Annotated in this window: 21 protein-coding genes; 8 read left to right on the forward strand and 13 right to left on the reverse strand. The window is 60.4% G+C overall.

Annotated features, from left to right (window positions below):
* Nucleotides 1-40: 40 nt before the first annotated feature.
* Both NV64_RS23780 and NV64_RS00540 read left to right on the forward strand, forming a co-directional pair.
* Complete coding sequence (locus NV64_RS23780; protein ID WP_233208884.1) at nt 41-1,627, forward strand: inositol monophosphatase family protein; 1,587 nt, start codon at nt 41-43, stop codon at nt 1,625-1,627.
* Entirely contained in the window at nt 1,614-2,792 is a 1,179-nt protein-coding gene (locus NV64_RS00540) for a LacI family DNA-binding transcriptional regulator (protein WP_101505067.1), read from the forward strand. The genes NV64_RS23780 and NV64_RS00540 overlap by 14 nt, the downstream gene beginning before the upstream one ends.
* Nucleotides 2,793-2,879: 87 nt before the next feature.
* Here NV64_RS00540 and NV64_RS00545 read toward each other — a convergent pair whose 3' ends face one another.
* The 10 genes from NV64_RS00545 to NV64_RS00590 all read right to left on the reverse strand — a co-directional run bounded on the left by NV64_RS00545 (nt 2,880) and on the right by NV64_RS00590 (nt 17,088).
* On the reverse strand, nt 2,880-4,133 hold the full coding sequence (locus tag NV64_RS00545) for an MFS transporter (protein ID WP_056237429.1): 1,254 nt from the start codon (nt 4,131-4,133) through the stop codon (nt 2,880-2,882).
* A gap of 60 nt (nt 4,134-4,193) precedes the next feature.
* The gene (locus NV64_RS00550) at nt 4,194-7,277 is read right to left on the reverse strand and encodes a beta-galactosidase (RefSeq protein WP_101505068.1); all 3,084 of its coding nucleotides are present in this window, start codon (nt 7,275-7,277) and stop codon (nt 4,194-4,196) included.
* 161 nt (nt 7,278-7,438) lie between these two features.
* Nucleotides 7,439-8,521: a LacI family DNA-binding transcriptional regulator gene (locus tag NV64_RS00555; RefSeq protein ID WP_056237434.1), complete on the reverse strand. Its 1,083-nt coding sequence runs from the start codon at nt 8,519-8,521 to the stop codon at nt 7,439-7,441.
* A gap of 178 nt (nt 8,522-8,699) precedes the next feature.
* The gene (locus tag NV64_RS00560; protein ID WP_101505069.1) at nt 8,700-9,605 is read right to left on the reverse strand and encodes an Abi family protein; all 906 of its coding nucleotides are present in this window, start codon (nt 9,603-9,605) and stop codon (nt 8,700-8,702) included.
* An 872-nt stretch (nt 9,606-10,477) separates the two neighbouring features.
* A complete protein-coding gene (locus NV64_RS00565; protein ID WP_101505070.1) occupies nt 10,478-11,443 on the reverse strand; it encodes a sugar-binding transcriptional regulator in 966 nt (321 codons plus the stop codon).
* 118 nt (nt 11,444-11,561) lie between these two features.
* Nucleotides 11,562-12,416 (reverse strand): phosphogluconate dehydrogenase C-terminal domain-containing protein, encoded by an 855-nt coding sequence (locus NV64_RS00570; protein WP_101505071.1) that lies wholly within the window; start codon nt 12,414-12,416, stop codon nt 11,562-11,564.
* Between the two features lie 4 nt (nt 12,417-12,420).
* Complete coding sequence (locus tag NV64_RS00575) at nt 12,421-13,230, reverse strand: sugar phosphate isomerase/epimerase (RefSeq protein ID WP_056237452.1); 810 nt, start codon at nt 13,228-13,230, stop codon at nt 12,421-12,423.
* Nucleotides 13,227-14,006: a triose-phosphate isomerase family protein gene (locus NV64_RS00580; protein WP_101505072.1), complete on the reverse strand. Its 780-nt coding sequence runs from the start codon at nt 14,004-14,006 to the stop codon at nt 13,227-13,229. The genes NV64_RS00575 and NV64_RS00580 overlap by 4 nt, the downstream gene beginning before the upstream one ends.
* Nucleotides 14,007-14,008: 2 nt before the next feature.
* Nucleotides 14,009-15,754 (reverse strand): dihydroxyacetone kinase family protein, encoded by a 1,746-nt coding sequence (locus NV64_RS00585; protein WP_101505073.1) that lies wholly within the window; start codon nt 15,752-15,754, stop codon nt 14,009-14,011.
* Nucleotides 15,755-15,756: 2 nt separating this feature from the next.
* Nucleotides 15,757-17,088: an MFS transporter gene (locus NV64_RS00590; protein ID WP_101505074.1), complete on the reverse strand. Its 1,332-nt coding sequence runs from the start codon at nt 17,086-17,088 to the stop codon at nt 15,757-15,759.
* Between the two features lie 99 nt (nt 17,089-17,187).
* Between NV64_RS00590 and NV64_RS00595 the strand changes: the two genes are divergently transcribed.
* From NV64_RS00595 to NV64_RS00605, 3 genes are all read left to right on the forward strand, one after another.
* Nucleotides 17,188-17,427, forward strand: a complete 240-nt coding sequence (locus NV64_RS00595; protein WP_101505075.1) for a hypothetical protein — start codon at nt 17,188-17,190, stop codon at nt 17,425-17,427.
* 93 nt (nt 17,428-17,520) lie between these two features.
* Nucleotides 17,521-17,979, forward strand: a complete 459-nt coding sequence (gene rpiB / locus NV64_RS00600) for a ribose 5-phosphate isomerase B (RefSeq protein WP_056237465.1) — start codon at nt 17,521-17,523, stop codon at nt 17,977-17,979.
* 333 nt (nt 17,980-18,312) lie between these two features.
* Complete coding sequence (locus NV64_RS00605; protein ID WP_101505076.1) at nt 18,313-19,713, forward strand: bifunctional diguanylate cyclase/phosphodiesterase; 1,401 nt, start codon at nt 18,313-18,315, stop codon at nt 19,711-19,713.
* Nucleotides 19,714-19,758: 45 nt separating this feature from the next.
* Here NV64_RS00605 and NV64_RS00610 read toward each other — a convergent pair whose 3' ends face one another.
* Nucleotides 19,759-21,156: a cytosine permease gene (locus NV64_RS00610; protein WP_101505077.1), complete on the reverse strand. Its 1,398-nt coding sequence runs from the start codon at nt 21,154-21,156 to the stop codon at nt 19,759-19,761.
* A gap of 537 nt (nt 21,157-21,693) precedes the next feature.
* Nucleotides 21,694-22,644 (reverse strand): sugar-binding transcriptional regulator, encoded by a 951-nt coding sequence (locus tag NV64_RS00615; protein WP_056237474.1) that lies wholly within the window; start codon nt 22,642-22,644, stop codon nt 21,694-21,696.
* A 365-nt stretch (nt 22,645-23,009) separates the two neighbouring features.
* Between NV64_RS00615 and NV64_RS00620 the strand changes: the two genes are divergently transcribed.
* From NV64_RS00620 to NV64_RS00630, 3 genes are all read left to right on the forward strand, one after another.
* Nucleotides 23,010-23,840 carry a transketolase gene (locus NV64_RS00620; protein ID WP_056237476.1) on the forward strand — a complete coding sequence of 277 codons (831 nt, stop codon included), beginning with the start codon at nt 23,010-23,012 and terminating at the stop codon, nt 23,838-23,840.
* Nucleotides 23,833-24,786 (forward strand): transketolase family protein, encoded by a 954-nt coding sequence (locus tag NV64_RS00625; protein ID WP_101505078.1) that lies wholly within the window; start codon nt 23,833-23,835, stop codon nt 24,784-24,786. The genes NV64_RS00620 and NV64_RS00625 overlap by 8 nt, the downstream gene beginning before the upstream one ends.
* A 427-nt stretch (nt 24,787-25,213) precedes the next feature.
* Complete coding sequence (locus NV64_RS00630; RefSeq protein ID WP_101505079.1) at nt 25,214-25,795, forward strand: TetR/AcrR family transcriptional regulator; 582 nt, start codon at nt 25,214-25,216, stop codon at nt 25,793-25,795.
* 119 nt (nt 25,796-25,914) lie between these two features.
* Here NV64_RS00630 and NV64_RS00635 read toward each other — a convergent pair whose 3' ends face one another.
* Nucleotides 25,915-26,310, reverse strand: coding sequence for a hypothetical protein (locus NV64_RS00635; protein ID WP_101505080.1), 396 nt, complete (start codon nt 26,308-26,310; stop codon nt 25,915-25,917).
* Nucleotides 26,311-26,548 lie beyond the last annotated feature (238 nt).

Below are 26,548 nucleotides of genomic sequence, written 5' to 3' on the forward strand. Positions count from 1 at the left end.
CGGGCGCGGCGGTTTGCTTCTTTGCAACAGGGAGTACATTTTGACTCATTTTGAGACAGAGCCGCGTGAAGCGGCGTTAAAACAGCTGATCCTGCAGGCCGGCACGACCGCACTTGCCGGTTTTAACGCGCGCCAGCCGGGCGAATACCAGCTGAAGGGCCATCAGGATATCCTTACCGAAACCGATACGCTGGTAGAGGCGCAGCTGATGCAGGCCCTGCGCGAGCGGTTCCCACAGGATCTGATCCTCGGGGAAGAGTCCGCGCAGCCGCCCGCCGACGCGCACAGCCTGTGGGTGATTGACCCGATCGACGGCACCGCCAACTTTGCCCGCGGCATCGCCCATTTCTGTATCTGTATCGCCTGGGTGCGCCACGGCGTCACCGAGCTGGGGGCGATTTATAACCCGGTCAGCGAGGAATTGTATCTGGCGCGGCGCGGCCACTACGCGCTGAAAAACGATCGCCCGCTGCGCTGCGCCGGCACCGACGACAGCCGCCGTGCCGCCTTTGAGCTGGGCTGGTCGTCACGCCACAGCCAGCGCCGCTACCTCGACGTGATGGCAGCACTGCTGAACGGCGGCGCCACCGTGCGGCGTGGCGGTTCCGGCGCGCTGGCGCTGGCCTGGGTGGCCGAAGGGCGCAGCGATGGTTACGTTGAGGCCCATATGAACGCCTGGGACTGCCTTGCCGGGCTGCTGCTGGTGGCGGAAGCCGGCGGCCGCATCGGAGTCGTGCCCGAGGATTCCGCCGGGATTTACGCCGGGCTACCGGTGCTGGCTGCGGCACCCGGCGTGGCTGCGGCGCTGGCGCAGGCCAGTGCGATCCCGCTGGCAGAGCATTCAACAAAGGATCTGAAGGCTGAACGGCATAACGTCAACGCGGCGGGCAGCGAAACAGCCCTCTTCACCGATACGCTGCCGACTGACTCTGCCAACACCGGCGGATCACCCGCCAGCCAGCGGACGGCTGCTGGCCACGCTTCCGCAGAGGGGGAGGATGCGCTGAATAACGCCGCCCGGCATTATCCTCGACCGCCGGTCAGCCTGATTGCCGCCGACCTTCCCGGCTGGGGAATGGATATTTATATCGGCGGCTCCGACGGCGTCACCGATCTGGCCCTGCTGGACCAGCACCATATCCGCACGGTGATCAACTGCGCGGTCAATCTCGATATTGACTGGGTCAACCTTGCGGAGCCGGGCAGCGCGCCGCACCTGTTGCGCCACGGCAGCGGCAGCGTGCGCTACTACAAGCTGGGGCTGATCGACGGCGAGGGTAACGCGCCGGAGATGCTGCACGCCGGCTATCTGCTGATGCGCGCCGCGCTGCTGCAGCAGATCCCGGACAAAGCCTCCTACCGCAACCGCGAACGCGGCAATATTCTGGTCAACTGCCGCGGCGGGCGCAGCCGCTCGGTGGCGCTGGTGGCGCTGTTTCTGCATCTTGAATGCCCGCAGCAGTTTCCGACGCTGGACGCGGCGATTGCGCTGATCCGCGATAAACGTGAGCTGCACCCCGACGAGTGGTCTGAAACGCCGAAGCCATCGCTGACCCGGCTGGCAGAGTGGGCGATCGTCCGTGAACGGGCGCTGCGGGCCACGGAGCACCGCGATGACCGGGCGTGACGACGGTGGAAAGGGCCAGCCCCATGCTGGTGGATTAGCCAGTCTGGCCGATGTTGACCACGGCGACACCGGCCTGGCTCGCGCCGGTGAAACGACAGAGCAGGCCGCCCATAACGCTGGCAATAAAGGCCTGCACCACGCCGGCGCAGCGGCAGCGTGGGCCGAGGGTGTCAACGCCACAAAAGGCTTTGCCAGCGCCAGCGAGGTCGCGCGGCTGGCGGGCGTGTCGCGTTCGGCGGTGTCGCGCACCTTTACCACCGGCGGCAGCGTCTCGGCGGAAACCCGCCGCAGGGTGCTGGCCGCCGCCGAAACGCTGAACTACCACGTTAATCACCTGGCGCGCGGCCTGTCGAAGGAGGCAAGTCGCCCGGTGTGTATCCTCGGCGGCAACCTCAGTTCGCCGTACCAGGCCAGCCTGCTGGAGCACCTGACCCGCCGTCTGCACCAGGCGCAGCGGGCGGTGATGGTGATCAACACCGATGAGGGCGCGGAGAGCGCACGCGACGCGCTGGCGCAGACGCTGAACTACCGCTCTACCGCCACCATCGTACTTTCCGGCAAGCCGGACCGCTCGCTGATTGAGACCTGCCTGCAGAGCGGGCAGCAGGTGATCCTGATTAACCGCATGGGGGAGTTCAGCGGCGCTGACCATATTGAAATTGACTACCGGTCCACCATGAGCGAGGCCTTTGCCCTGCTGCGCGAGGCCGGACGTCGCCGGCTGGCGCTGGTCTCCTCTACCGCGCGCTCACCCAGTATGGTGACGCGGGAAGCGGGTTTTCTCACCGCCGCACGGCAGGCAGCCATTGACTGCCGGGTCGTACGGGCCGGGCCGGCCAGCTATCAGAGCGGGGTGGCCGCCGCGCGTGAACTGTTCGGCGGCGGCCAGCCGCCGGACGGCATCTTCTGCGTGACCGACCTGCTGGCCTGCGGCGTGCTGGACGTGGCACGGCACGAATATGGCCTGCGCGTGCCGGAGGATCTCAGCGTGATGGGGTTTGATGATATTGAACAGGCGGGCTGGATTGGCTATCAGCTGACTACCTTCGCCCAGCCGCTGGCGGAGATGGCCCAGGCCGCCTGCGAGATGCTGCTGTCACCGGCAGCGTGGCCGCCGGGCAAACGGCTGTTTCAGGCGGCAGCCGTGCGTCGCAGGACGCTGTAAGCGCGCTGGATGAGAAACGCCATCCCTGGGGATGGCGTGGACGGCAGAGCAAAGGCAACCCCGGCCGGGTGTAAACCCGCCCGGCAACTACACCGCTTCGCGCGGACGTGATTTCATCCATGACAGCGGCCCCGGGCCGCTGAGGGTGAAGACGGATATCAGCGTAAAGGCCAGCGCCACCAGACCCATCACCAGGTACGCGCCCTGGAAACCGATGCTGTCATACATGTTACCGGCAAACACCGACATAAAGATCATCGCCAGCTGCTTGAAGAAGCAGAAGCACACCAGGTAGATGGTGGCCGAGAAACGCACCTCAAACTGGCTGGTGATGTATTTGAAGCAGCCGACGATCAGGAACGGAATTTCAAACATGTGCAGCGTCTTCAGCACCACCACCTCCACCGCGGTGGTGGCAAACGAGGAGCCGATAATGCGCACCGACATGATCATCCCGGCCAGCAGCAGCGCGTTCTTACCGCCGATGCGGTTAACGATCAGCGGGGCGAAGAACATCACGCTGGCGTTAAGCAGCTCGCCCAGGGTGGTGACGTAACCGAACACCCGCGTGCCCTGATCGGTGGTGGCGAAGAAGCCGGTAAAGAAGTTGGCGAACTGCTGGTCAAACACGTCATAGGTGCAGGAGACGCCGACCACGTACAGCGACAGGAACCACAGCTTTGGCTGTTTAAACAGCTCCAGCGCCAGCCTGACGTTAAACGTCGGCTGATTGGCCCCGACCGCATCCGCCACGCCGGCGGTGGAGTTTTTATCCGTACGCGAGAAGTACAGCAGGATAGCGAGGATCACCGCACAGCCGGATCCGAGCCAGAAGACAAACTGATTGTTGATGGTGAACATAATGCCGACGATCGAGGCGCACAGCGCCCAGCCCACGCAGCCGAACATGCGCGCGCGGCCAAATTCAAACTGGCTGCGGCGGCTGGCTTTCTCGATATAGGCTTCGATCGCCGGCGCGCCGGCGTTGTAGATAAAGCCCAGGTAGATGCCGCCGACGATCGAGCCCAGCAGAATGTTGGTCTGCAGCAGCGGGCCAAACACGTAGATAAAGAACGGCGCAAACATCACCAGCATGCCGGTGATCACCCACAGCAGGTGCTTGCGCAGCCCCAACTTGTCGGAGAGCAGGCCAAAAATCGGCTGAAACAGCAGAGCAAACAGCGAAATACAGGAGAAGATAATGCCGGTGTCGCTTTTGCTGATGTGGTTAATGTCGTGAAGCCAGATCGGGAAGAACGGGAAATAGGCTCCCATAATGAAGAAGTAGAAAAAGAAGAAGAAACCAAACATCCAGAAATTGGTGTTCTTTAAATAGTTCATGCTGAAGATCCTTACGCCAGTGACGGGCAGGGTTAACTTCCCTGCCCGCTGAGGATGCCGTTAATTATTCTGTGACCAGCACAGCTGATAGTGATAACGCTGCGCGCTGAGCAGATACTCCGGCGACACCGACGGGCTCCAGGAGTCATCGCCGCCGACCCCCATATGGAAGCCGTCAATATTCAGCCAGGTGCCCTCTTCCGGCAGCAGCAGGTGGCGATGGCTGGTGGCCATCAGCTGCTGCTGGCCGTAGCGGCCGATGCTGAACTGGAAGTCGCCGCGCCACTGGTGTGCGCCGTACCGCAGTTCGCGGGTGCCGCAGCGCAGGCCGTTCTCACACGGATGCACGTAAGGGGTGTGCATCTCCTCCAGCGCCAGATCCCAGCGGTCGAAGCAGGCGGAGGCCAGACGATCCGGGTAGTTTTCATGCGGGCCAAGGCCCAGCCAGCTGACCCGCGGCTGCACGGTCGCCAGCTGGCAGCTGAGGCCGATACGCGCCGGGTGCGGCGTATTGCGCGACACCTCCACGTCCACGTCAATCTGCACGCTGCTGCCGCTGAAGCGGTAAGTTTTGCGGCTGATAAACTGCGTCTGGCCCTGGTGCTTCCAGGCGTGCACGGTGGTCACCAGCACGGCGGCGGCAAGCGCTTCTGCCTCGCACTGCAGCAGCTGCGCTTCGCCCTGATAGTGGCCGGCGGCCTTCCAGCGCTCAACCCAGGCATTGGGATCGATGCGGCTGGCTTCGCTGACGCCGATATCGTTATCCAGCGGCGCGCGGGTAAACTGGTCGGTGAGCGGGCTGAGCAGCTGCGCCTGTCCGTTGACCCACTGCTGCACCAGCAGCCCCTGCTGGCGGCAGATCTCCCAGCGGGTGCTGCCGCTGTCAATCGTAAAGCTCTGCTCGCTGACGCTCAGCTCTGGCGCCTGACCGGCAGGCTGCTCCGGCGTGGCGCTCAGCACCTCCGCCAGCGGCCACTGCTGCCAGGCGCTGATGTGCCCGGCGTCGGACCAGGCGGTGGCCTGCGGCTGTTGCACACGTACGGTGAGCCACAGATCGCCTGCGCTGGCGGGCAGGGTAAAGGCCGGCAGCGTAACAACCTGCGTCCCTTCCGGGCCGATATCCAGCGGCCACTCGCCGCTGGCGAGCTGATGGCCGTTCTGCGCCAGCGTCCAGTGCAGGACCTCGTTATCGCTGTGGCGGAACAGGTATTCGCTGGTGACTTCAATTTTCGGCGTTTCACCGTTCAGCAGGCGGAACTGGAAGAACTGCTGAGCGTGTTTCGCCTCGTACAGCGACGGGTGCGGCGTGCGGTCGGCAAACACCAGCCCGTTCATGCAGAACTGACGGTCGTTCGGCGTGTCGCCAAAGTCGCCGCCGTAGGCCGACCACGGCTGGCCCTGGTCGTCGTATCTGATCAGCGACTGGTCGACCCAGTCCCAGACAAAGCCGCCCTGCAGGCGCGGGTAAGCGCGGAACGCCTGCCAGTATTTGTCATAGCCGCCGAGGCTGTTGCCCATCGCGTGGGCGTATTCGCAGAGGATCAGCGGACGCTGCTCGCCCGGCATCGACAGCCATTTTTTGATCGACCATTTCGGCACCGCGGGGAACGGCTGGTCCTGGTCGACGCGCGCGTACATCGGGCAGATAATATCGGTGGCCGCGCTGTTGGCCCCACCGCCTTCATACTGCACCGGGCGCGACGGATCTTCCGACTTCAGCCAGCGGTAGAGCGCGTCGTGGTTTGCGCCGTGGCCGGATTCATTGCCCAGCGACCAGATGATGATGCTCGGGTGGTTACGGTCGCGCTGCACCATGCGGGTAACGCGCTCGCTCATTGCCGGCAGCCACGTTGGATCGTCGCTCAGGCGGTTCATCGGCACCATGCCGTGGGTTTCGATATTGGCTTCATCCACCACGTACAGGCCATACTGGTCGCACAGGCTGTACCACAGCGGATGATTCGGGTAGTGCGAGCAGCGCACGGCGTTAAAGTTGTTCTGCTTCATCAGCAGGATATCTTTAATCATCGTCTCGCGATCCATCACCTGACCGTATTCCGGGTGGTGTTCGTGGCGGTTGGTGCCGCGGATCAGCAGCGGTTTGCCGTTCACCCGCAGCAGCCCGTCCTCAATGCTTACCTGACGGAAACCGACGTCGCAGGCTTCCGCTTCAATCAGCTCGCCGTCAGCACGCTGCAGCAGCACCACCGCGCGGTACAGGTTCGGCGTTTCAGCGTTCCACAGCGCCGGATTTTCAACCTTAAGCGACAGCGTAGTGCGGTCCGCGTACGCGCCGCGTTCGTCAATAATGTCGCTGCCCAGCGCGGAGGTAGCGCTGCCGACCTGGGTTTCCCCCTGCCACAGCTGCAGGCAGATGCGCAGATCGTCCGTTACGGTCCCCTGCACTCTCACCTGCGCGTCCAGCACCGAACGGCTGAAATCGTCGTTAAAGCGGGTGGTGATACGCAGGTCGCGCAGCCGCGTGGCCGGCTTGTGCAGCAGCGACACGTCGCGGAAGATGCCGCTCATGCGCCACATATCCTGGTCTTCCAGGTAGCTGCCGTCGCTCCAGCGCAGCACCAGCACCGCCAGCCGGTTTTCGCCCGGCTGTAAAAACGCGCTGAGGTCAAACTCAGACGGCAGGCGGCTGTCCTGGCCGTAGCCGACCCAGCGACCGTTGCACCACAGGTGGAACGCCGAGTTGACGCCGTCAAACACGATGCGGGTCTGTCCGTCGCGCAGCGCGTCGTCATCCAGAGTAAAGGTGTGCGAGTAACAGCCGGTCGGGTTATCGGCGGGAACAAACGGCGGATTGACCGGGATCGGATAGGTGACGTTGGTGTAGATCGGCGCGTCGTAGCCGTCCATCTGCCAGTTTGAGGGCACCCGCACCGAATCAGCATCGGCCAGATCGCCGCTTACCCAGCTTTCCGGCACCGCTTCCGGCTGTGAAAAATACGAGAACTTCCAGCTGCCGTTCAGGCTGCGGCGCTGGTCCGAATGGCGGTTGTCACGCGCATCCGCGGCGTTACGCCAGCTAAAGAACGGCGGGTGCGCCTCCAGACGGTTAATCTGCGTTACGCCGGGGTTTTCCCAGTCGCGGCGGGCCAGTACGGCGTTCAGTGAATCAGTGTTCAGGGTCATCGCGCGATCCTCAGTAAAATTGTTACTCGCTCACAATTTTTTCAACATAGGTTGCGGAAATGATGCTGTAAAGCAAACGATGCCCAATGAGTGAGGTGCCTCACAGATATCGTTATCTGAACGGATGATATGCGTGGAAAACTGCGCCCTGCGGCGGAAAATTAACCTTCCGGTTTCATCTGCGCCAGCTGTCGGGAGATCTGCAGCAGCGTATCCGCCAGCGCCTGCGGTGAGGCGGCATGGGCACCGGGAGCGCTCACGGTCTGCCGCTCCACCAGCGTCACTGATAACAGCTGGTTGCCGGTGATCGTTTCACCCTGGGTCATGCGCAGCAACCGGTCAACGCTGCTCTGCCCCAGCAGCGGGAAATCCTGCTTGACGGTGGTCAGCGGCGGAATATAGCAGGAGCTGTCTTCGGTATCGTCATAGCCAATCACCGAAATATCCGCCGGCACCCGCAGGCCATACTCGCTGATTGCCCGCATCGCCCCCAGCGCCATCTGGTCATTGGCCACCAGCAGCGCCTGCGGCACCGTGCCGCCGTTGAGCAGGCGGCTGGTTTGCTCAAAACCGGAGATGGCGCTCCAGTCTCCTTCCAGCTGCGCCAGCGGCTGCAGCTGATGCTGCGCCAGCCAGCGATGCCAGCCGGCCAGGCGCTGGCGTGCGGCCACCGAACTCTGCGGGCCAGCCAGCAGCGCGATACGCCGGTGGCCGCACGCGACCAGGCGCTCCACCCCCAGCCGCGCCCCGGCCTCATGGGAGAAACTGACGCTGTTGATCGGCGAACTGTCGGAGACGTCCAGAAACAGCACCGGCACGCCGCCGCAGGCGGCGGCTACCGTGGCGGCATCGTCATCTTCCAGCGGGAAATTGACGATCAGGCCGCTGACCCGCTGCCCGAGCAGGTTGTTGACCGCCGCCACGCAGGCCTGCACGCCGCTGCGCTCGACCATCGCGATCACCACGCTGGCACCGGCGCGGTCGGCGCGGGATTTGATCGCCGCCACGATCTGTGACGGGGCGTGCAGCGCCAGGTTGACGGTGGCCACGCCGATCAGCGCCGTCTGCTTGCCCGCCAGCTGCTGCGCCACCCGGTTGGGAATGTAGTTCAGCTCCGCCATCGCCGCTTCCACCCGTTCACGGGTGCGATCCGAGACGTGCTTTGCCTGGTTCACCACCCGTGAAACGGTCTGATAAGAGACCCCGGCGTGGTCGGCGACGTCGTACAGCGTAACGGGTTTCATAAGAGGTTCCTGATGGCGGTGGGGGTTGGCGGGTATCATGCCACAGCGAGGCGGGGGTGGCACAGGAATCCCGGCGTGTTGAAAGCTAAAAAACCGATCGGCGCACCGTACGGGCCGATCGATTCGAGTGAACTCATTACGAGGTGGGTTTCTTATTACTTGCTTAGCAATTGTGCTTTTAACCAAACTGACGGCGGGTATTAGTGCGTGTTAGCCGCATGGCCGCAACGTTCAGCAGCCAAAAATCTGATATCCCCTTTTTACTCGCTAACGCCTCAAAACGACGATGATGGCCTTGTTGACGAAATGCGTGGTAGCGCACAGGGCTGACCCAGAGCAAACCTTCAAACATATCATTCCAGGCTCTTTCCAATAAATTGAGCGACGCATTAAGCCCATACACCGGCCGGGTATAGTCCCGCTTACCCGTTTCATCCATCTCATAAAACTTCCAGACAGCCTCATGGTGAGCTAACCGATTACGGAGATCCCGAATGAGATTAAACTTTTTGTCGACAATATGCCGTGGCATGCCTGCAGGCGCACCGGGAAAAACGTGTCCGGTCAGATTCGGCCACAGCAGGCTGCGATTGCGCGGTTCATCATAGGCAGAACTCAAAAAGTGTGTCCAGAATCCGAAATCCAATCCGGAGATCACACGCTCAGCGGTAACAATCTTACCCGCCATTTTTATACGTTTTGCTACCTTACGGATGCACTCTTCTTCCCAGACCGTTTTCTGATAAAGAGGGGATCCCTGGCTGTACCGCCTGTTACCCTGCGCATCAAGCTGAAATCGTTTACCCTGACGGATCCAGACTTTATCACCCATGTAGCGGGGAAGATCAAAAATCCAGTTACTGTCGGTTCGCCAGAGGCCCTCAGCACCTGGTGGGGGATGATTGCGGATGGTATGGTCAATGGCATTGCGCAGCGAAACCTCCAGACAATGAAACAGCGGCTGCATTGAGCTGCCGAGCGCCTTATTCCAGTTATAGCCTGCCATCACCTGATCGGGCTTAAGCTTAAGTATCTCAGTATAAATTCTCAATCCTGGCTCAGAAATATAATCCTGCAGTTTCATCTTGCCCCTCCCGGGCCACAGAAACAGAATACCGATTGACGACCTTCATCGATCCCGGTAGATTCATGCTCGTGAAGGCACGGATTTCTTCGGACCCGTGCGCCTGAGTTAGTACCGGAAAAGCCACCTGTAAAGGTGGCTTTTCTCGTTTACGTTCCAGCACGACTATCTTCCCTTTTTCAGCCAGACTCTTGAAGTAAGAACCACAGCGCGGGGAGAGTTAACGCTTCGATTTGCGAACTCTGCCGCAATTTCAGATTTAATGCCGCTTCGCCATCACGCGGTTATCCTCCGGCGTATTGCGGTAACATTGAGGTTTCTGGCATCCAGCCCATTCACAACCCCGCTTTCCAATTATATGGTGCCGGTTGGGCTAACTGTCGCCGAAAGTTTCGCCGTTGCTTACGGTGCCAGTGAGGTCACGATCGGCCAACCAGACAGGAATTTGATTGCAGCCTATCGCAGGGAGGGTAATAGGCTGGTAGCGGCTGACCGCTCACGTGAAAAGCGTGGATGCCCGATACGCGCAAAGTCGTTAATTAAGTAACTCAGCACAACTGCGTACATAATGAACAGTCGTGATATAACTCCTCAACGTTCAAAACAGAGGGATAAAACGATGAAACACGTTCCTGAGGCTGAAGTCCTGCAACGTTCCCGCCGACTGGCAGAAAACGCTTCCCTGAGAGCGACGAACTTAACGAGACCTACAGCGAGGTGCTTAACTTCGGATTGCGCTACAAACTGCGTGTTGCCTGTCAGTCCGCCCCTGATGGCGAGCACCTGATTTCAACTAACGTCAGACGTGCAATGCTGCGTCCGAAAGCCCACGTATCATCCTGCAAGCGACTGTGACGAGTGGGTCCCCGCCCCTACTTCGTCATATTCAAAATCGTGCGGATATTCTGCGCAGTCGTCGCGATGATATCGATAGCACCGGTGCGCAGCGCACCGAGGATCGCCATCGCTTTGGTGTTTTCGGAAGCGATAGCAATCACGCAGGGGATTTTGCGCAGCTCGTCGATGCTGACGCCGATCACCCGGTCGTTCATCACCGTATCCACGTGCTGACCCTGCGAGTTAAAGAAGTCATAGCCCGCCACGTCGCCGGTAACGCCCTGATTGAGGCTGGCGTCGATAATCTCGTGCGGGGTGAACCAGCCCAGCTTCACCATATAGCTGTTCTCGTTCATATCGCCGATGCCGACCAGCGCGATATCGGCCTTACGGGCGCGATCCAGCGTCTCTTTAATGGTGCCGTTCTGCATAAACGCCTCTTTCAGCGCTCGGTTTTCCACGTAGGCCGGCGCGTAGAGGGTTTCGCTGATGCCGCCGAACTTCTTCGCCAGGCGGCGGCTGATGTGGTCGGCGTTTATGGCATCGCCGGGGCGGTGGGTGCCGCCGATGCCGCTGATAAAGTGGCAGTTGCGCGTCGGTACCTGGCCGGGGTGATCGGCCACCGCCGCCACGTTCCGCCCCTGGCCGACAGCCACCACCGAATTTTCCTTCAGGGTCTGCTCAAGATAGCCGGAAACCAGCGCGGCCACCTGGCGCCGCTGCTCGTCGCCGTCCTGCAGGTCAAGGGCGATCAGCGCCCGCTGCATCTGCGGAAAGCGGTCGATCAGCTGCTGCTCCAGTCCGGTGCTGAACACCGGATGATAACGCACGGTGATCTCCACGATGCCTTCTTCCTTAGCGCGTTTCAGCAGCCGCCCGACCTTGATCCGCGAAATACCAAATTTGCGCGCGATCTCTTCCTGAGTGATTTCATCCTGGTAATAGGCAACGGCGATTTCGGTCAGCAGTTCCAGGTCCTGAGAGGGCGTCTTTTTTTCCATGCGCGAGGTCCCGCAACGTATGGCCTGACTGAGCTCAGGCGGTTCTGGAAGGATTTATATCATTGATACGGTTCATATCGCCAGGCATTGGCGATATGAACCGCAGGGCGGTCACAGATTAACGACGGATGGCGTCAATCTTCAGCATGCGGGCGATAACGATGTCGAGCTCTTTCTGATCGAAGATCTGCTTCCAGTCCGGCTTAACGATCTTCTCACGGCCGTACTCCATGGCGATCATGCAGGCGTCAGAGAACGGGTTGGTGGCGCGGAAGGCCACCGCCAGCGCGATCTGGATATGGCCGTAGAGCATCGCTTTGGCCGCTTCTTCCGGCACGCCGCTGTGCTTAACGGTCTCATCCAGCGCCTCTTTCATAAAGGCGCCGACCATACAGGCCACGGTTTCCACCAGCGTCGGCTCCAGGTAGGCCAGCTGGGTGACGGTCACCCAGTGCACCTCTTCCACCGGGCCGTACATCACGCTGATTACCTTACTCAGCTCCGCGCGCTGTGCGTCGCTGCCGGCTTCATAGGAGGCCGCCACGTGCTGGATGGCGGCGATACCGCCAAAGGCGTCGGCGTGCTCTTCTTTAGTGTAGCGCTCCAGAAACACCGACGGGTGGCACGGGTGCGCCACCGCGTATTCGATCCCGTCGCGCTGGGCAATCAGGTTGGCGTAGGCGGCGGCCGGATCCAGCGTCAGCAGGATCGCGCCCGCTTTCATCTGCGGCACCACGCCTTCAGAAACCTTACCCAGTACGATATCCGGCACCGCCAGGATCACCACGTCACTGACCGGCACCACCGAAGCAGCGTCAGACAGCTCACGCCCCTGGGCGATCACCTGCTCCTGCGCCTTCGGCGAGTTCTCGCAGTAGAACACCTGATAGTCGCTTTTCTGGAAATTGGCAGAGATACGCATGCCCATTTTGCCGCCGGCACCGATCACGGTGATGGTTTTCAGTACGCTCATTTCATTACTCCTGATCTTGTTTACTACGTAAGAATTCAACGGTGCGCAGCGTCCACTCGGCTTCCCGCTGGCAGGTCAGTTCAGCATCGTCCTGCCACGGCAGCCAGTGCTCTACGATTTGGTTAATGCCTTTTTCCGCCGGGCGCACCGCGGCGATCATCCGGTCATAGTCCAGCAGCCCCTCTCCCATCGGGCAGCCGGCGTAGGTGAAACCGACCCAGCCGTCGCGGCGGGAAAAGGCGAAATCTTTAATGTGCAGGTTGCCGACCCGCGCGGCGGTGCTGGCGATGGTCTGCTCCGGCAGCTCAAGCCCGGCCACGCAGTTGGCGGGGTCAAGGCAGACGCCCAGCCACGGCGACGGGAAGCGGTCGATCACCGACATCATGTCGGCGGTTTTAACCTGCTCGTAGGTCTCCAGGCACAGGCGCACCTGCTGGCGTTCAAAGGCCGGCAGGATCTCCGCTATCAGCTGCGCGGCCTCCTCCAGCGACGGGCGGTGGCTGGCGGTGTGGAACATCGAGCGCACCACGCGGGCACCGAGGATCTGCGCCATATGCAGGTAGCGCTGCAGGTGGGCGGTGCCCAGCCCGCGGGTGCCCAGTTCGAGGGTGATGTTCAGCGCGTCGGCCTGCTGACGCAGCTCCTCCAGCTGCGCGTCTGACCAGCTTTCGATCGCCGGGTAGTCGCAGATCTGAAACACCGGTACGTCAAGCGCGGCGGTCTGCTGCAGCATCTGCAGCAGGCTCAGCGGCTGCGGCACCTGCGGCGACATGCGCCAGAAAAAGGCGTAGGTACTGAGTCCGATCCGGCTCATATACGGCTCTCCGCTAACAGGGCGCTGGCTTCATCAACAATCTGCGCCAGCGCCTGAGGATCGTGGGCAAAACGCCCGAGGAACAGGCCGTCAACGTCGCGCCCCAGCCGCTGGATCAGGCCGGGACCGGCGCTGCCGCCATAGATAATCTGCAGGTCAATGCCCTCCGGCGTCGGCAGGTCGCGCAGGCCGGCGCACACCGCGCGGATAAAGTCGTCCGGGGCCGGCTGCGGCGCACCGATCGCCCACTGCGGTTCATAGGCGAAGAACAGCGTGCCCTTCGCGCCTTCCCGCGCGGCATCGACCAGCGCTTCACCCAGCTGCTGCTGGCATAACGCAACGGCCTCTGCCACTTCGCCCTGCTGCTCTTCACCGATGCACAGCACCGGGCTTAACCCGTGACGCAGCGACACCGCCACCTTGGCGGCGATCTGTGCGGCATCCTCGTGGAAATGGCGGCGGCGTTCGGCGTGGCCGATCTCCGCCAGGCTGCAGCCCAGCTCGGCCAGCATGCTGGCGCTAACTTCACCGGTCCAGGCACCGTTCTCCGCCTGGCAGACGTCCTGCCCGCCAACGCGCACCGGCGTAGCGGCAAAGATCGCCGCAACCGCCGGGATGGCCGGATAGGCGGGCAGCACAAACAGGCCGACCTCGCCGGACCGGATAGCCGGATGGCGCTGGGCCAGCGCGGCCACTTCACGGCTCCAGTCGAGGGTCTGCTGATAACCGAAATACATCTTCAGGCTGACGCCCAGCCAGATTTTTGCCTGTGACATGCTCAGACTCCGTGCGTCGTGGTGGCCTGCGCCAGCAGCAGCCGGCCAACGGTGTTGACGATCATCGCCAGCGACACCGCACCGGCGTCCGGCGTGCCCAGGCTGCGTTCCGCCAGCGGACGGGCGCGGCCCATCTTCGGCAGCAGCTGCGCGGTGGCCTGTGCGGCCTGCTCCGCCACCTGTGCCGCCTGCAGCCAGGCGTCGGTCAGCGAATCCCCGGCCTCCACGCGCTGGTTCAGCGTATCGCTGAACGGCACCAGCACGTCGACCATGGTTTTATCCCCGACGCGGGCTTTACCAAAGTGCTGAATGCCCTGCTGGGCGGCGCGCACGCCGCTCGCCACGCGTTCGGCGCTGGGGGCCTGCCGGTCGCCGATGGCCGTACCCAGCGCGGTCAGCGCCACGCCCCACAGCGCGCCGGAGGTGCCGCCAGCCTTATCGGCCCAGGCATCCGCCGCGCGGCACAGCAGGGTGCCGGCACCGGCCCCTTTCGCCGCCACCTCACGGGCTTTCTCCACCGCGCCCAGCACGCCGCGCTCCATGCCGATGCCGTGATCGCCGTCGCCGGCCACCGCGTCGATATCACCGAGTTTTTCCGCGTTGTCCTGCAGCAGCGTTGCCACCGCTTCCAGCAGCCCGAGCACGCGCTGCGCGCTCTGCTGCGATTCGGCGCTGGCGGCCGGCAGCGCCTCTTCTGCCTGGACTTCACATTCGGTGGCGCTCAGCGGTTCAGCAACAATCACGCTGCCTTTACGGTAGGCCGGGGTGTTAGCCGGCGCGCGCCAGAAGGTCTCCAGCTCGTCGTCCAGCCACATCAGCGTCAGCGACGCGCCAGCCATATTAAAGCTGGTGACAAACTCGCCGACGTCCGGCTCCACCACCTGCAGTTCGGCCTCCGCCAGCAGCTGCGCCACGCGGCGATAAACGACGAACAGCTCCTCATACTTCACCGAACCAAGGCCGTTGAGGATCGGCGCCACGCGCTGACCGGCCACCGATGCGACGTCAGGCGGCAGTTCGCCGAGCAGGCGTTCAACGAAAATTTCCGCCAGTTCATCCGCGGTGGGCACGTCGGTCTCTTTAATGCCCGGCTCGCCATGAATGCCCAGTCCCAGCGCCATGCGGCCGCTGGCCACTTCAAACAGCGGGTGGCTGGCCCCCGGCAACGTACAGCCGGAGAAGGCCACGCCAAACGAACGGGTGCGGGCGTTAGCCCGCTGCGCCACCTGCAGCACGCGGGCCAGATCGTATCCGGCCTCGGCCGCGGCGCTGGCCACCTTAAACACCGTCAGGTCGCCGGCCACGCCGCGGCGTTTTTCACGTTCGTCAACGCTGGCGCTGGAGATATCGTCGGTCACCGCCAGCAGCTCGCAGGGGATGCCTTCGCTGCGCAGACGTTCACAGGCCTGGCCAAAGTGCAGCACGTCTCCGGCGTAGTTGCCGAAGGTCAGCAGCACGCCGCCGCCGTTATCCGCGGCGCGCGCCACGTTGTAAATCTGTTGGGCAGACGGTGAGGCGAACAGGTTACCCATCGCCGCACCGTGTGCCAGACCTTGTCCAACCAACCCGGCGAACGCCGGATAGTGACCGGAACCGCCTCCGACAATCACCGCCACGCTGCCGGGCTGGCTGCGCGTGCTGCGCACCACGCCGCCGGGCACCTGGCGTACTTTGTCGGCATTCGCCGCGACAAACCCTTCGATCAGTTCGGATGCGAAAGCTGAGGGCTGGTTAAACAGGTACGTCATTATTATTGCTCCTGTGCGATAGAGGCCGGCTGAGGCTGGCGGCTGCGGTTCAGTAACACCATCAGCACCGCTGACAGCAACATGAATCCGCCGACCACAAACATCGGCACGGTATAACTGTGGGTGGCGTCGTGCAGCGCGCCGGTGATATAGCCCGCCGAGAAGCCGGCCACGTTACCCAGGGTATTGATCAGGGCAATGGCGGCGGCGGCGGACGCGCCGGTCAGGAACTGCGTCGGCAGCGTCCAGAAGTTTGGCAGCGCGGCAAAAATTGAGCTGGCGGTGATCGCAATCACCAGAATGGTGGTGAACGGTGAGTCCATGTACAGCGCCAGCGGCACGCTGATTGCGCCGGTCAGCGCCGGCAGCGCGATATGCCAGGTTTTGCAGCCGCGACGCGACGCGTCACGTGACCAGAAGAACATCACAATCGCGGCAATCAGGTACGGCACGCCGGTCACCAGCCCTTTTTCCATCACGTTAAAGGTGGTACCGAACTGCTGCTGGAAGCCGCCGATGATGGTCGGCAGGAAGAAGGCCAGCGCGTACAGGCCGTAGATAAAGCCGAAGTAGATCAGGCACAGCACCCAGACGCGGCCCTGGCCGATCACCGAACGCACGCCCTGATGGCCTTTGTGCTGTTTGGCGTTGTGCTCCGCCTCCAGTTCGCGGCTCAGCCACTCTTTCTCATCACTGGTCAGCCACTTCGCCTGGCGCGGTGAGTCCACCAGCCAGAACAGCGCCACGATACCGATGATAATCGCCGGCAGGGAAACGCCCATAAACATCACGCGCCAGCCTTCGAGTCCGAACAGGCCGTGCTGCTCAATAAAGGCGGCGGCCAGCGGCGCGCCAAACACCACGGTCAGCGGCTGAGCAAGGTAGAACAGCGACAGGATCTTGCTGCGGTGGCGTGCCGGAACCCACATGCTCAGGTAGAGGATCGCGCCCGGGAAGAAGCCGGCTTCGGCGATACCCAGCAACACGCGCAGCGTGTAGAGCCCCTCCACGCTGCTCACCCAGGTGAACAGCAGCGACACGATGCCCCAACTGATCATGATGCGCGCCAGCCAGCGGCGTGCGCCGAAGCGGTGCAGCGCCATGTTGCTCGGCACTTCCAGCAGGATATAGCCGATAAAGAAGATGCCGGAGGCCAGCCCAAACTGCACGGCGGTCAGGCCCAGATCCTGGGTCATGCCGTTCGGCCCGGCGAAGGAGATCGCGGTACGGTCAAGGAAGTTAATAAAGAACATCAGGGCGACGAACGGCACCAGCCGCCAGGAGATCTTACGGATGGCGGATTTTTCCACCGCGGTCATAGCTTGCTGAGTCATAACGCACCTCCATTCAGGGCGCGACGAGAGGGTATTAATGGTGTTGGCAACGCTTGCGCATTGTCGGTGCAGGTAGTCAGAGCCGGAATCAGGTAACGCATGTTCGAGTCCTCAACGGGTCTTTTTATCATGGGTATTGTTATGCGAACAAATGAACACTACACGGATAAATGCTCGTTACTCAAGCGCAGCATTCAAAACTGTGAGCAGGCTCAAATGAATGAAATTTTGCGTTCATACGCCGATAAATGGCGCGCACCGCGGCACGGCGGGGCCAGAACGGCGAATGGCGACGGGCTACCGCCCGGCAACACAAAAAAACAAATGATTACCCATTGAACATATGAACGATTTTATGGCAGGCTTACCGATAACAGCTTTAGCCTGCATGCGATGCAGGTACAACGCCTAACCTGCAGGAGAGTTCACCCGATGAAAACCATTGCGATTGGTGCCGACGATGCGGCAATTGAGTTCAAAAACCTGATCAAACGTCATCTGGAAGAGAAACAGTACGAGGTGCTGGATTACAGCAACGATGCGCAGAACGACCGCCCGATGTACCCGGACGTTGCCTGGGCGCTGGCCAGTGCGATTAAGGACGGCACCCACGATCGCGGTATCCTGCTGTGCGGCACCGGCATCGGCGTGGCTATCGTGGCGAACAAAGTGCCGGGCGTGCGCGCGGCGCAGTGCCACGACACCTTTTCCGCCGAGCGGGCGCGTAAAAGTAACAATGCGCAGGTGATGACCATGGGTGCGCGGGTGATTGGCCCGGAGCTGGCGAAAAATATCGTCAACGCCTGGCTGGCATCTGAATTTGAGGGCGGCGGCTCTACCGCCAAGGTCGAGAAAATCGCCTTCTACGAGCAGCACGCGCCGGACGCATAAACGAGGCTGCCGGCCGGGCACGGCGCTCTGTTTCCCACGGCACGCCCGGCAGTCACACCGCGAATTTACCGTTCGTTACGGCATACGCCCTGACGGCTCTCCCGTCGGAGAGTTGAATTAACGTGGCCTGTCGCAATGACCTGTCACTACCCATCCCGTCATTGCCCGTCGTGGTAATCTCTTCTTCACGCGCGATCAGGTCAGATCAGTTCATCTGGCGTAAAATGTATAATCACCTTAAGAACTCCCCCCGGTATCAACCGCCAGCATGGCTGATGACAGATCGCTGGTGCGCGGTTGGTGAGACATTCTCCTCAGGATACCCAGCCCCCTATGAAACCCAGGAAAGTGTTCTTCGAGCAACGAGGATTAACCCTGTACGATAAGCTCTGTTATTTTTTCAGCGGGGGGAGTTATGAGAAAAAACTTCGCCTGACGCTGTTACTGGCCGGAATATTTACCTTCTTAATTGGCATGTATCTGCTCCATCTGAGCGTCATTTCAGGCAGCCGCCGTCTGATCGCCCTCTACCTTTTTTCTTCCGGTTTCGGGTTTTATGTCCTGTGTACGGCATTTTTGAATCCCCTGCGTATTAACCTGCTGATCGTCACCCACGGTTTACTGCTGATCCTGTTCTTAATGTATTTTGTCGATAACGAGCATGAAACTGACGCAAACTATAACTACCTGATTGCCCTGACCGTCGGCGCGTCGCTGGCGCTGCGCCACGAAGACCGCTACCTGAGCCTGGCGTTCCCGCTGCTGTGCTTCAGCTGTTATCTGTTTTTTGTCACCACCGGGGCAGAACTCGGCCAGCAGGGCCTGCAGATTGCCTTTCTCACCTCGCCGGCCTTTTACTACGTTAACAGTATTCTGCCGATGCTGGCGCTGCTGCTGACCATCTTCGTCTACCGCGGCGACTATTCGGAGGCCAAGCTGATCAAACGGGACCTGGCCGGCGCCATCGAACGAAATCAGTTTGAGCTGTTCTATCAACCGCAGGTGGACACCGCCAGACGGGTGACCGGCGTTGAAGTGTTGCTGCGCTGGCATCACCCGCGTAAAGGCTTTATCCCGCCGGATATCTTTATTCCCATCGCGGAAAAAAGCGGTTTAATCATCGTCATTGGCCGCTGGGTAATAGAGCACACGCTGGCGCAGATGGTGCTGTGGCAGCAACATCCGCCGATGCGCGATCTCTGCGTGTCGATCAATATCAGCCCGATGCAGATGATTGAAGAGAGTTTTATCAGTGAAACCGAAGCGCTGCTGAAACGTTATCCGGTTAATCCTGAAAGGGTGAAATTCGAAATCACCGAAAGCACCTTTATTTATAATGAAAAGCGCATCAACCAGATCATCAACCATTTCACGGCGCTGGGCGTGAAGTGGGCGATCGATGATTTCGGCTCCGGCTTCTCCTCGTTAAAGTCGCTGACCACCTTTCCGGTGCATGACGTTAAGATGGATAAATCTCTGGTGATGGACCTCTCTTCTAACCCGTCAGCGGCGGTGGTCGTGGACAAAATTATCGAGCTGTCCAGTACCATCAACATCAATACCCTGGCCGAGGGGATTGAGACCGAGGAGCAGTTTGAGCGGTTGAAAAAAATGGGCTGCCGCTACTTCCAGGGCTATCTGTTTTCAAAACCGGTTAATGCCGCAGACGTTGTGCACTACATCACCCTGCAGGCACCACCGGTGCCTTGTGTCGGGGCAGCCGGCCCGGTTTAGCCCGCCAGCACATCATCTGTCTGCCGGCGGTAGAGAGCCCTCCGGCTATTGCCGCCCTCTGCAAACCGGCTGCTGCCTTGTTGCCAGCCGGTAATACACCAGTGAGGTCAGCCCCAGGCTGACGATCCACGAGATATCTGCCCCGCCCAGCCAGGTTGCCAGCGGTCCGGTATAAAGCGCCTGGCTGAGAAACGGCACCTGCACCACGATGCCAGACAGGTAGCAGCCGATCGCCACGCCGTTCCAGCTGCCGTAGCGCCCGTTAACGTCGTACAGCGCCGGAATATCGACCCGTTCGTGCGACACCAGGTAGTAATCGACCAGGTTGATCGCGCTCCACGGCACAAACACCGCCAGCAGCAGCAGCACGAAGTTCTTAAAAAACTTCAGAAAGTCGGCGCTGGCGTACAGTGCGATCAGCAGCGACAGCAGGATGAAACCAAGAATATACGCGGCGCGCGCCAGCCCGGAGATCGCCTGCCCGCGGCGAAATGCGCTGACCACCGTCAGGGCCGACATAAAGCCGCCGTAGGCGTTCAGGCAGTTCACCGTCAGCTTGCCGGTGACGATCGCCACGTAGATCACCGCGGCCAGCCCCGGTGCGGCCAGCCCGCCGAGGAAGCCAACCTGATCGCTGAGGAAGTGCCCGCCGCAGGCGGCCACCAGCACGCCAAAGGTCATCGCCAGCTGCGCGCCGGTGACGCTGCCGAGCAGCGTCGGCCAGAATACCGCCGCGCGCGGCGTGTCGGCGGGCAGATAGCGGGAATAGTCGGCCACATACGGGGCAAAGGTCATCTGCCAGCCTGCCGCCAGCGCCACGGCCAGCAGCAGCGTCGGCAGCGTAAAGGGTTTTTGCCCGAACGCCGCCGCCACGTCGTACTGCGCAAACAGCTGCCAGGCCAGGTAGCCAAAGCCAATAATGGCGACGACGCTGGCGATGCGCCCCACCACGTGGATCAGCCGGTAGCCGACGATGGCGATAACGGCGGTCAGCACGCCAAAGACGATCATGCCGGTCTGCGGCGCAGTGAAGCCGAACAGCCGGTTGATCGCCTGGCCGGAGAGCACCGTGCCGGTGGCGGCAAAGCCGAGGTACATAATAATTACCAGCAGCAGCGGCAGCGCCGCACCGCGCACGCCAAACTGGGCGCGGCTGGTGATCATCTGCGGCAGGCCGGTGTTGGGCCCCTGTGCCGCGTGCAGCGCCATCACGATGCCGCCGAGCAGGTTGCCGATTAACAGGCCGATGATTGCGGTCAGCGCCTCTGCGCCAAACACGATCGCCAGCGCGCCGTCAACCACCGCGGTGATCTGCAGGTTGGCGCCGAACCACAGGGTAAACTGGCTGGCGGGCGCGCCGTGCCGCTGGGTCAGCGGGATTGGATCGATGGTATGGGTTTCAATCAGTGGAGACGATGCACGGGATTCGGTTGAAGAGATCATTTACAGCCTCTCTCAGCGTTAATAACAGTGGCAACACGGGCGATCTGCGATAGCAGCGAACGGTGAGGAAAGAGGGCCTGATTCATTAAACACTCCTGGTAAGACTGGGAACGGCAAACCGTCAGTAACGACGCGCGACATATGTGTCATGTCATGTATATACAACTACATCGCAGGCAATACACCAGCAAGGGCGTAAAGTTGTGACCCGGTTAATGTTGTAGCTTTGTTAAATAACTTGTCATGACATGTACAGTCAGGATTAGCAAGGTTTGTGCCAGACCGGCTAAAGGCACGCGTGCCGTGACGCCCGACGGCGGATCTCAAGCCAGCGGCCGGGTGAGAAGCAGAACAGTTGCACCGTTTTAGCGCGACCCGCACTGACGGCTTGCGTACTCAGGCAATGGCCTGGGGTGAACAGGCAATGGCCTGGGGTGAACAGGCAACGGCCTGGGGTGAACAGGCCGGCCAGATCGGTGCTGAAGTTAAGACGAGGGACGCAGAAAGGGCCAGCCGCGTTATGACGCGCCGGCAAACTTACCCGGCAATCAGTAAGCGCGCGGTCGGATAGTCGGTGATCAGCACGTTAAGGTAGCCGCCCTGCAGCGCACCCTGGATAGCGGCGGCCTTCTGGCGGCCACCGGCCAGCGCCACCACGTGCGGGCAGTGCTTCAGCTGTTCCAGCTTGATGCCCACCGCCGGATCCTCCGAGGTTTGCAGCACCGGCTGGCCTGCGGCATCGTAGTAGTGCAGGCAGATATCCCCTACCGCGCCCCGCGCCGCCAGCCGATCGAGCATACCCTTATCGTAGTAGTTGCCGGAGTAACGCAGCAGCTGTGACGGCTCCATATCTCCGATACCCACCAGCGCCAGGGTGACGTCGTTAAACTTCTCCAGCACCTGGCGCACGTCGCTGTCGGCCTCCAGCAGATCGCGGCTGTCCACCGATCCTTCCAGCGACTGCGCGGGCAGCAGCCACGCTTTACAGCTGAGCATATCGGCCAGCCCCTGAGTGAGCATTGTCGCCTGCGCATTACCGTTAACGCCCACGCCGCCCAGCAGCTGGATCACCCCGGCCGCCTGCACGGTGAGCGGATGCAGTTCACTGACCATCGCTTTGATGGTGCTGCTCCAGGAGGAGACGCCGACCAGCTCATGCGGGCGCAGGCGCGTCTCCAGATAGTGGGCGGCGGCGGCACCGATCGCCTGACGCACCGCGCCGCCCTCTTCATCTTCCGGCACGTCGACAATAATCGCCTGCTGCAGGCCATAACGCTGCTCGATGCCGCGCTCCAGCTCGGAGAAGACGTTGGGCGGCTGCACCACGCTGATTTTAACGATGCCTTCCTTGACGCTGCGGTTAAGCGCGCGCGAAACAAACGACTGCGACAGGTTCAGCGTGCTGGCTATCTCAGTCTGCTTCATGCCTTCGTTATGGTACAGCGTGGCGATTTTCACCATCAGCCGGAGTTCATTTTGCCTGGTCATACGTCCCTTCACGTGGTTAAGCGGGCCGGGGCCCGTTTAGCGGATTATTAACATACTAACCTGAATATATATGCAACTAACGATATAAATGTGATTGAGATCGGACTTTTCGATCGCTGCTCTGGCTCAGTGTGCCAAAAATGAACACAATAGTGAATATTAAGTCTTGATGGAATATATATTCAATCAGGAATGAATCGAAGGGCACGGCGGCAGGTAACAGAGTGGTGTTGCTGACCGACGTACCAGTTAACTCAGTAGTGCCAGAGCAGGATGCAGCAGCTTAAGTACGCTCCGTTGCCATGGCTATACTGTACAACCATTGAATAAATATTCAATAACGAATTTGTATTCAGGAGGGCACCATGAATTCCTACGCACTCGACGTGCAGGACCTTGAGAAAAGAGCCCGGTCGATCCGTCGCCGGATTATTGAACTGAACGCCAACAGCCCGGCGGGCGGGCATACCGGTGCGGACCTCTCTCAGGTGGAGATCCTGACCGCACTCTACTTCCGCCTGCTGAACTGCGCGCCGGATCGTATTAACGATCCCGAGCGTGATATCTACATTCAGTCGAAGGGCCATGCGGCCGGCGGTTATTACTGCGTACTGGCGGAAGCCGGTTATATCCCGGTTGAGTGGCTGCCGACCTATCAGCACGCCGACTCACACCTGCCCGGCCATCCGGTGCGCCATAAGACGCCGGGCGTCGAGCTGAACACCGGCGCGCTGGGCCACGGCCTGCCCGTTGCGGTCGGCCTGGCGCTGGCGGCGAAGAAAGATAACAGCCCGCGCAAAATTTTCGTGGTCACCGGCGACGGTGAGCTGGCAGAAGGCAGTAACTGGGAAGCCGCGCTGGTCGCCGCCCACTACGGCCTGGATAACCTGATTATCATCAACGACAAGAACAAGCTGCAGCTGGCCGGTCACACCCGCGACATTATGAATACCGACCCGCTGGCGGAAAAATGGCAGGCGTTTGGCTTCAACGTCACCGAGTGCCAGGGCAACGTCATGCAGAGCGTGGTGGACACGCTGGAGAACCTGCCGGCCAACGGCAAACCGAACGTGGTGATCGCCAATACCGAAAAAGGTTTTGGCATCTCCTTTATTCAGGGCAAGCCGGAGTGGCATCACCGGGTGCCGAAAGGCGAAGAAGTGCAGCTGGCGCTGGAGGAGCTGAAAGATGAGTGAGAAAAAACACCTGGCGACCGTGATGGTCGAAGCGTTAATCGACGCGGTTAACGACGGCGTGGACGTGGTGCCGGTGGTGGCTGACTCCACCTCTACTGCCAAAATCGGCCCGTTCCTGAAGGCGTTTCCCGGCCGTACCGTTAACGTCGGTATTGCCGAGCAGGTGCTGGTGGGCACCGCCGCCGGCCTGGCGCTGGGCGGTAAAGTCGCCGTTACCTGTAACGCCGCGCCGTTCCTGATTTCCCGCGCTAACGAGCAGATCAAAGTTGACGTCTGCTATAACAACACCAACGTCAAGCTGTTCGGCCTGAACGCCGGGGCCAGCTACGGCCCGCTGGCCAGCACCCACCACAGCACCGACGATATCGCGGTGATGCGCGGCTTCGGCAACATTGAAATTTATGCGCCATCCTGCCCGGCCGAGTGCCGCCAGATTATTGACTATGCGCTGCGCCACACCGGGCCGGTCTACATCCGCCTTGACGGTAAAGACCTGCCGGTGCTGCACGATGAGCAGTATCAGTTCACGCCGGGTAAAATTGACGTGCTGCGCACGGGTAGTGACGTGGCGCTGGTGGCGCTGGGTTCGGCGGTACATGAAGCGGTGGATGCCGCAGCTCAGCTCAGCGAGCTGGGTATTCAGGCCACGGTGGTCTCCGTGTCATCGGTTCGCCCGTGCGATACCGCCGAACTGGCCCGCGTCATCGGCGACATTCCGCAGGTGATCAGCGTGGAGGAGCACAATATTAACGGCGGCGTCGGCAGTCTGGTGGCCGAAGTCATCGCCGAAAACGGCCTGCGCGCTCGTCTGAAACGACTGGGCGTCACCGACGGCGGTTACGCCATTGCCGGCGACCGTCAGTCCACCCGCGTCGGGCTGGGAATTGATGCCGCCAGCGTGCGTGATACCGCCGCCGCGCTGGTAAAGGGTGAGAACCGCGCCTGAAAATGACCGTTGAGTAGCTTAATGTTTCAGCACTGCGACGTCTGAGCATGAAACCCCGCCATCAAGGTTGCGGGGTTTTTTATTGTCCGGATCGGAAGAACGGGAGCCGGGCATGTTGCAGCGGACTGCGTGAGCTGAATCTTTGCAGGCCGGATAGCGGTTACTGTTGATGTACTTCTACAGCAGGCCTGCCGCCAGCGTCCGGTTACGGCTTCCTGAAGCTCTGCGTATTGAGGAAATTCCCTGTGCTGATTTTTCTGTATACGATAGCGATCACAGCCGCTTAAAATGATTACTGTAAAGTAACTTTACGCGCAATTTTCCCTGCAAAAAGGCGTGACGTCGCGCGGTTGATCCTGCCTGTGGCCGTGTTCAGGCCGCGACGAAAGATAGTCTGCGCACTGATAACTGGCTGAATGTAGAAATAATGATGAAAAAAAACCGCCGCGAAACCAAAGGCGAACGCACCCGTGAACGGCTGCTTACCGTAGCGGCAGAGCTGTTTGCCGAACACAGCTTCCACGGCACCCGCATCAGCGACATCGTGAAGGCCGCTGGCGTAACACAGCCCAGTTTTTACAGTTATTTCAGCACCAAAGAGGTGATTTATCAGGAACTGGTTTCGCGCTTTGACGCTGAACTGGAGGAGCTGGTGGTCTCCATGCTGATTGACGCGTCGCTGCCAAAGGAGGACGTGCAAAAAAACATCATTAACAGCTTTCATCGCTATCTGGAGTTCTTCACCACCCACCGCCACCTGACCCGCATCAGCCTGTTCCAGCAGCCGCAGGGGGAGGCTACCCGCAATAACCTGCTGAAGTGGATTTCACGCAATATGCGGCTGGAGCAGGAGCGTGGATTTTTCAGCACGGACATCTCTACCGCGGTGCTGGCCGCCTGCTATCTTGGCGTGCTGATCCAGACGCTGCTGGAAGATCCGGCTGAAGCGGCGCTGGCGGCGATTGCACAGGAACGCGGAAAATTTCTCTATGGCGGGCTGACCTTCTGAGGCGACTCCCGTCAGGGGTGGGAAAAGTTGCCGGATTCCCGACCACCTTCCCATTTGATATCACCGGGTATTTCTGTGATCCTGCCTGAGCGAAGATTTTTTTTATTATTCCTTCCCGGTTAACCGCAGTCATTTTTATTAACGCTTTCACGCAAAGCGTTAAACTTCCATTTAGTAATGACATCTGCTTTCAGTACATTAACGTCTAATGTATCAAATTTCTTAAGATCGTCATCCCGGAGAAGTACTCCTTTATGGCGCAAGCCACAGAATGCGTACATTTTACTCTCCGGGGTAGATGCACGATCGGAAAGGATAATTTCAAAGATCCTGACTGCGTTTTCGCTGGAAAGTGCTTCTTCGTATAGTTTTTGCTGTGGCATAATTTTCGGATAAAATCCGTTATAGCCCATTGAGAAAACACTGACTTTGCTCAGGTCACTTTCCATGTTCGCCGCAAAGCATTTCACGCACAGAAAGATCGCTATCAGGAAAAAAAGCGCTGGATTGCTCATACCCTCTCCGTAGAATCATAAATAATTCAGGACTGCAAAAAACGTATCAACAGCAGCACGCTTTTTCAAAAAAATATGTGTCTTTAAGCATCACCGGAGAAAAAAATTATTTCACATGAATTCCCATATCGCTGCCGTGCTGATAGCGCGATATGGAAATTCCCTCAGAAAAACCTGTACTGCAGGTTCAGAATGTTTTGGATGAAGAGAGTCAGATGTCGAATCAACCCTCTGCCAC

This window comes from Erwinia sp. B116 (assembly GCF_002865965.1).
Lineage (GTDB): Bacteria > Pseudomonadota > Gammaproteobacteria > Enterobacterales > Enterobacteriaceae > Erwinia.

What these genes read in the sequence shown, in the direction of transcription:
- NV64_RS00540 (WP_101505067.1), top strand. Translation starts at nt 1,614, where the DNA reads ATGACCGGGCGTGACGACGGTGGAAAGGGCCAGCCCCATGCTGGTGGA.
- NV64_RS00545 (WP_056237429.1), bottom strand. Translation starts at nt 4,133, where the DNA reads ATGAACTATTTAAAGAACACCAATTTCTGGATGTTTGGTTTCTTCTTC.
- NV64_RS00550 (WP_101505068.1), bottom strand. Translation starts at nt 7,277, where the DNA reads ATGACCCTGAACACTGATTCACTGAACGCCGTACTGGCCCGCCGCGAC.
- NV64_RS00555 (WP_056237434.1), bottom strand. Translation starts at nt 8,521, where the DNA reads ATGAAACCCGTTACGCTGTACGACGTCGCCGACCACGCCGGGGTCTCT.
- NV64_RS00560 (WP_101505069.1), bottom strand. Translation starts at nt 9,605, where the DNA reads ATGAAACTGCAGGATTATATTTCTGAGCCAGGATTGAGAATTTATACT.
- NV64_RS00565 (WP_101505070.1), bottom strand. Translation starts at nt 11,443, where the DNA reads ATGGAAAAAAAGACGCCCTCTCAGGACCTGGAACTGCTGACCGAAATC.
- NV64_RS00570 (WP_101505071.1), bottom strand. Translation starts at nt 12,416, where the DNA reads ATGAGCGTACTGAAAACCATCACCGTGATCGGTGCCGGCGGCAAAATG.
- NV64_RS00575 (WP_056237452.1), bottom strand. Translation starts at nt 13,230, where the DNA reads ATGAGCCGGATCGGACTCAGTACCTACGCCTTTTTCTGGCGCATGTCG.
- NV64_RS00580 (WP_101505072.1), bottom strand. Translation starts at nt 14,006, where the DNA reads ATGTCACAGGCAAAAATCTGGCTGGGCGTCAGCCTGAAGATGTATTTC.
- NV64_RS00585 (WP_101505073.1), bottom strand. Translation starts at nt 15,754, where the DNA reads ATGACGTACCTGTTTAACCAGCCCTCAGCTTTCGCATCCGAACTGATC.
- NV64_RS00590 (WP_101505074.1), bottom strand. Translation starts at nt 17,088, where the DNA reads ATGACTCAGCAAGCTATGACCGCGGTGGAAAAATCCGCCATCCGTAAG.
- NV64_RS00595 (WP_101505075.1), top strand. Translation starts at nt 17,188, where the DNA reads ATGTTCGAGTCCTCAACGGGTCTTTTTATCATGGGTATTGTTATGCGA.
- rpiB (WP_056237465.1), top strand. Translation starts at nt 17,521, where the DNA reads ATGAAAACCATTGCGATTGGTGCCGACGATGCGGCAATTGAGTTCAAA.
- NV64_RS00605 (WP_101505076.1), top strand. Translation starts at nt 18,313, where the DNA reads ATGAAACCCAGGAAAGTGTTCTTCGAGCAACGAGGATTAACCCTGTAC.
- NV64_RS00610 (WP_101505077.1), bottom strand. Translation starts at nt 21,156, where the DNA reads ATGATCTCTTCAACCGAATCCCGTGCATCGTCTCCACTGATTGAAACC.
- NV64_RS00615 (WP_056237474.1), bottom strand. Translation starts at nt 22,644, where the DNA reads ATGACCAGGCAAAATGAACTCCGGCTGATGGTGAAAATCGCCACGCTG.
- NV64_RS00620 (WP_056237476.1), top strand. Translation starts at nt 23,010, where the DNA reads ATGAATTCCTACGCACTCGACGTGCAGGACCTTGAGAAAAGAGCCCGG.
- NV64_RS00625 (WP_101505078.1), top strand. Translation starts at nt 23,833, where the DNA reads ATGAGTGAGAAAAAACACCTGGCGACCGTGATGGTCGAAGCGTTAATC.
- NV64_RS00630 (WP_101505079.1), top strand. Translation starts at nt 25,214, where the DNA reads ATGATGAAAAAAAACCGCCGCGAAACCAAAGGCGAACGCACCCGTGAA.
- NV64_RS00635 (WP_101505080.1), bottom strand. Translation starts at nt 26,310, where the DNA reads ATGAGCAATCCAGCGCTTTTTTTCCTGATAGCGATCTTTCTGTGCGTG.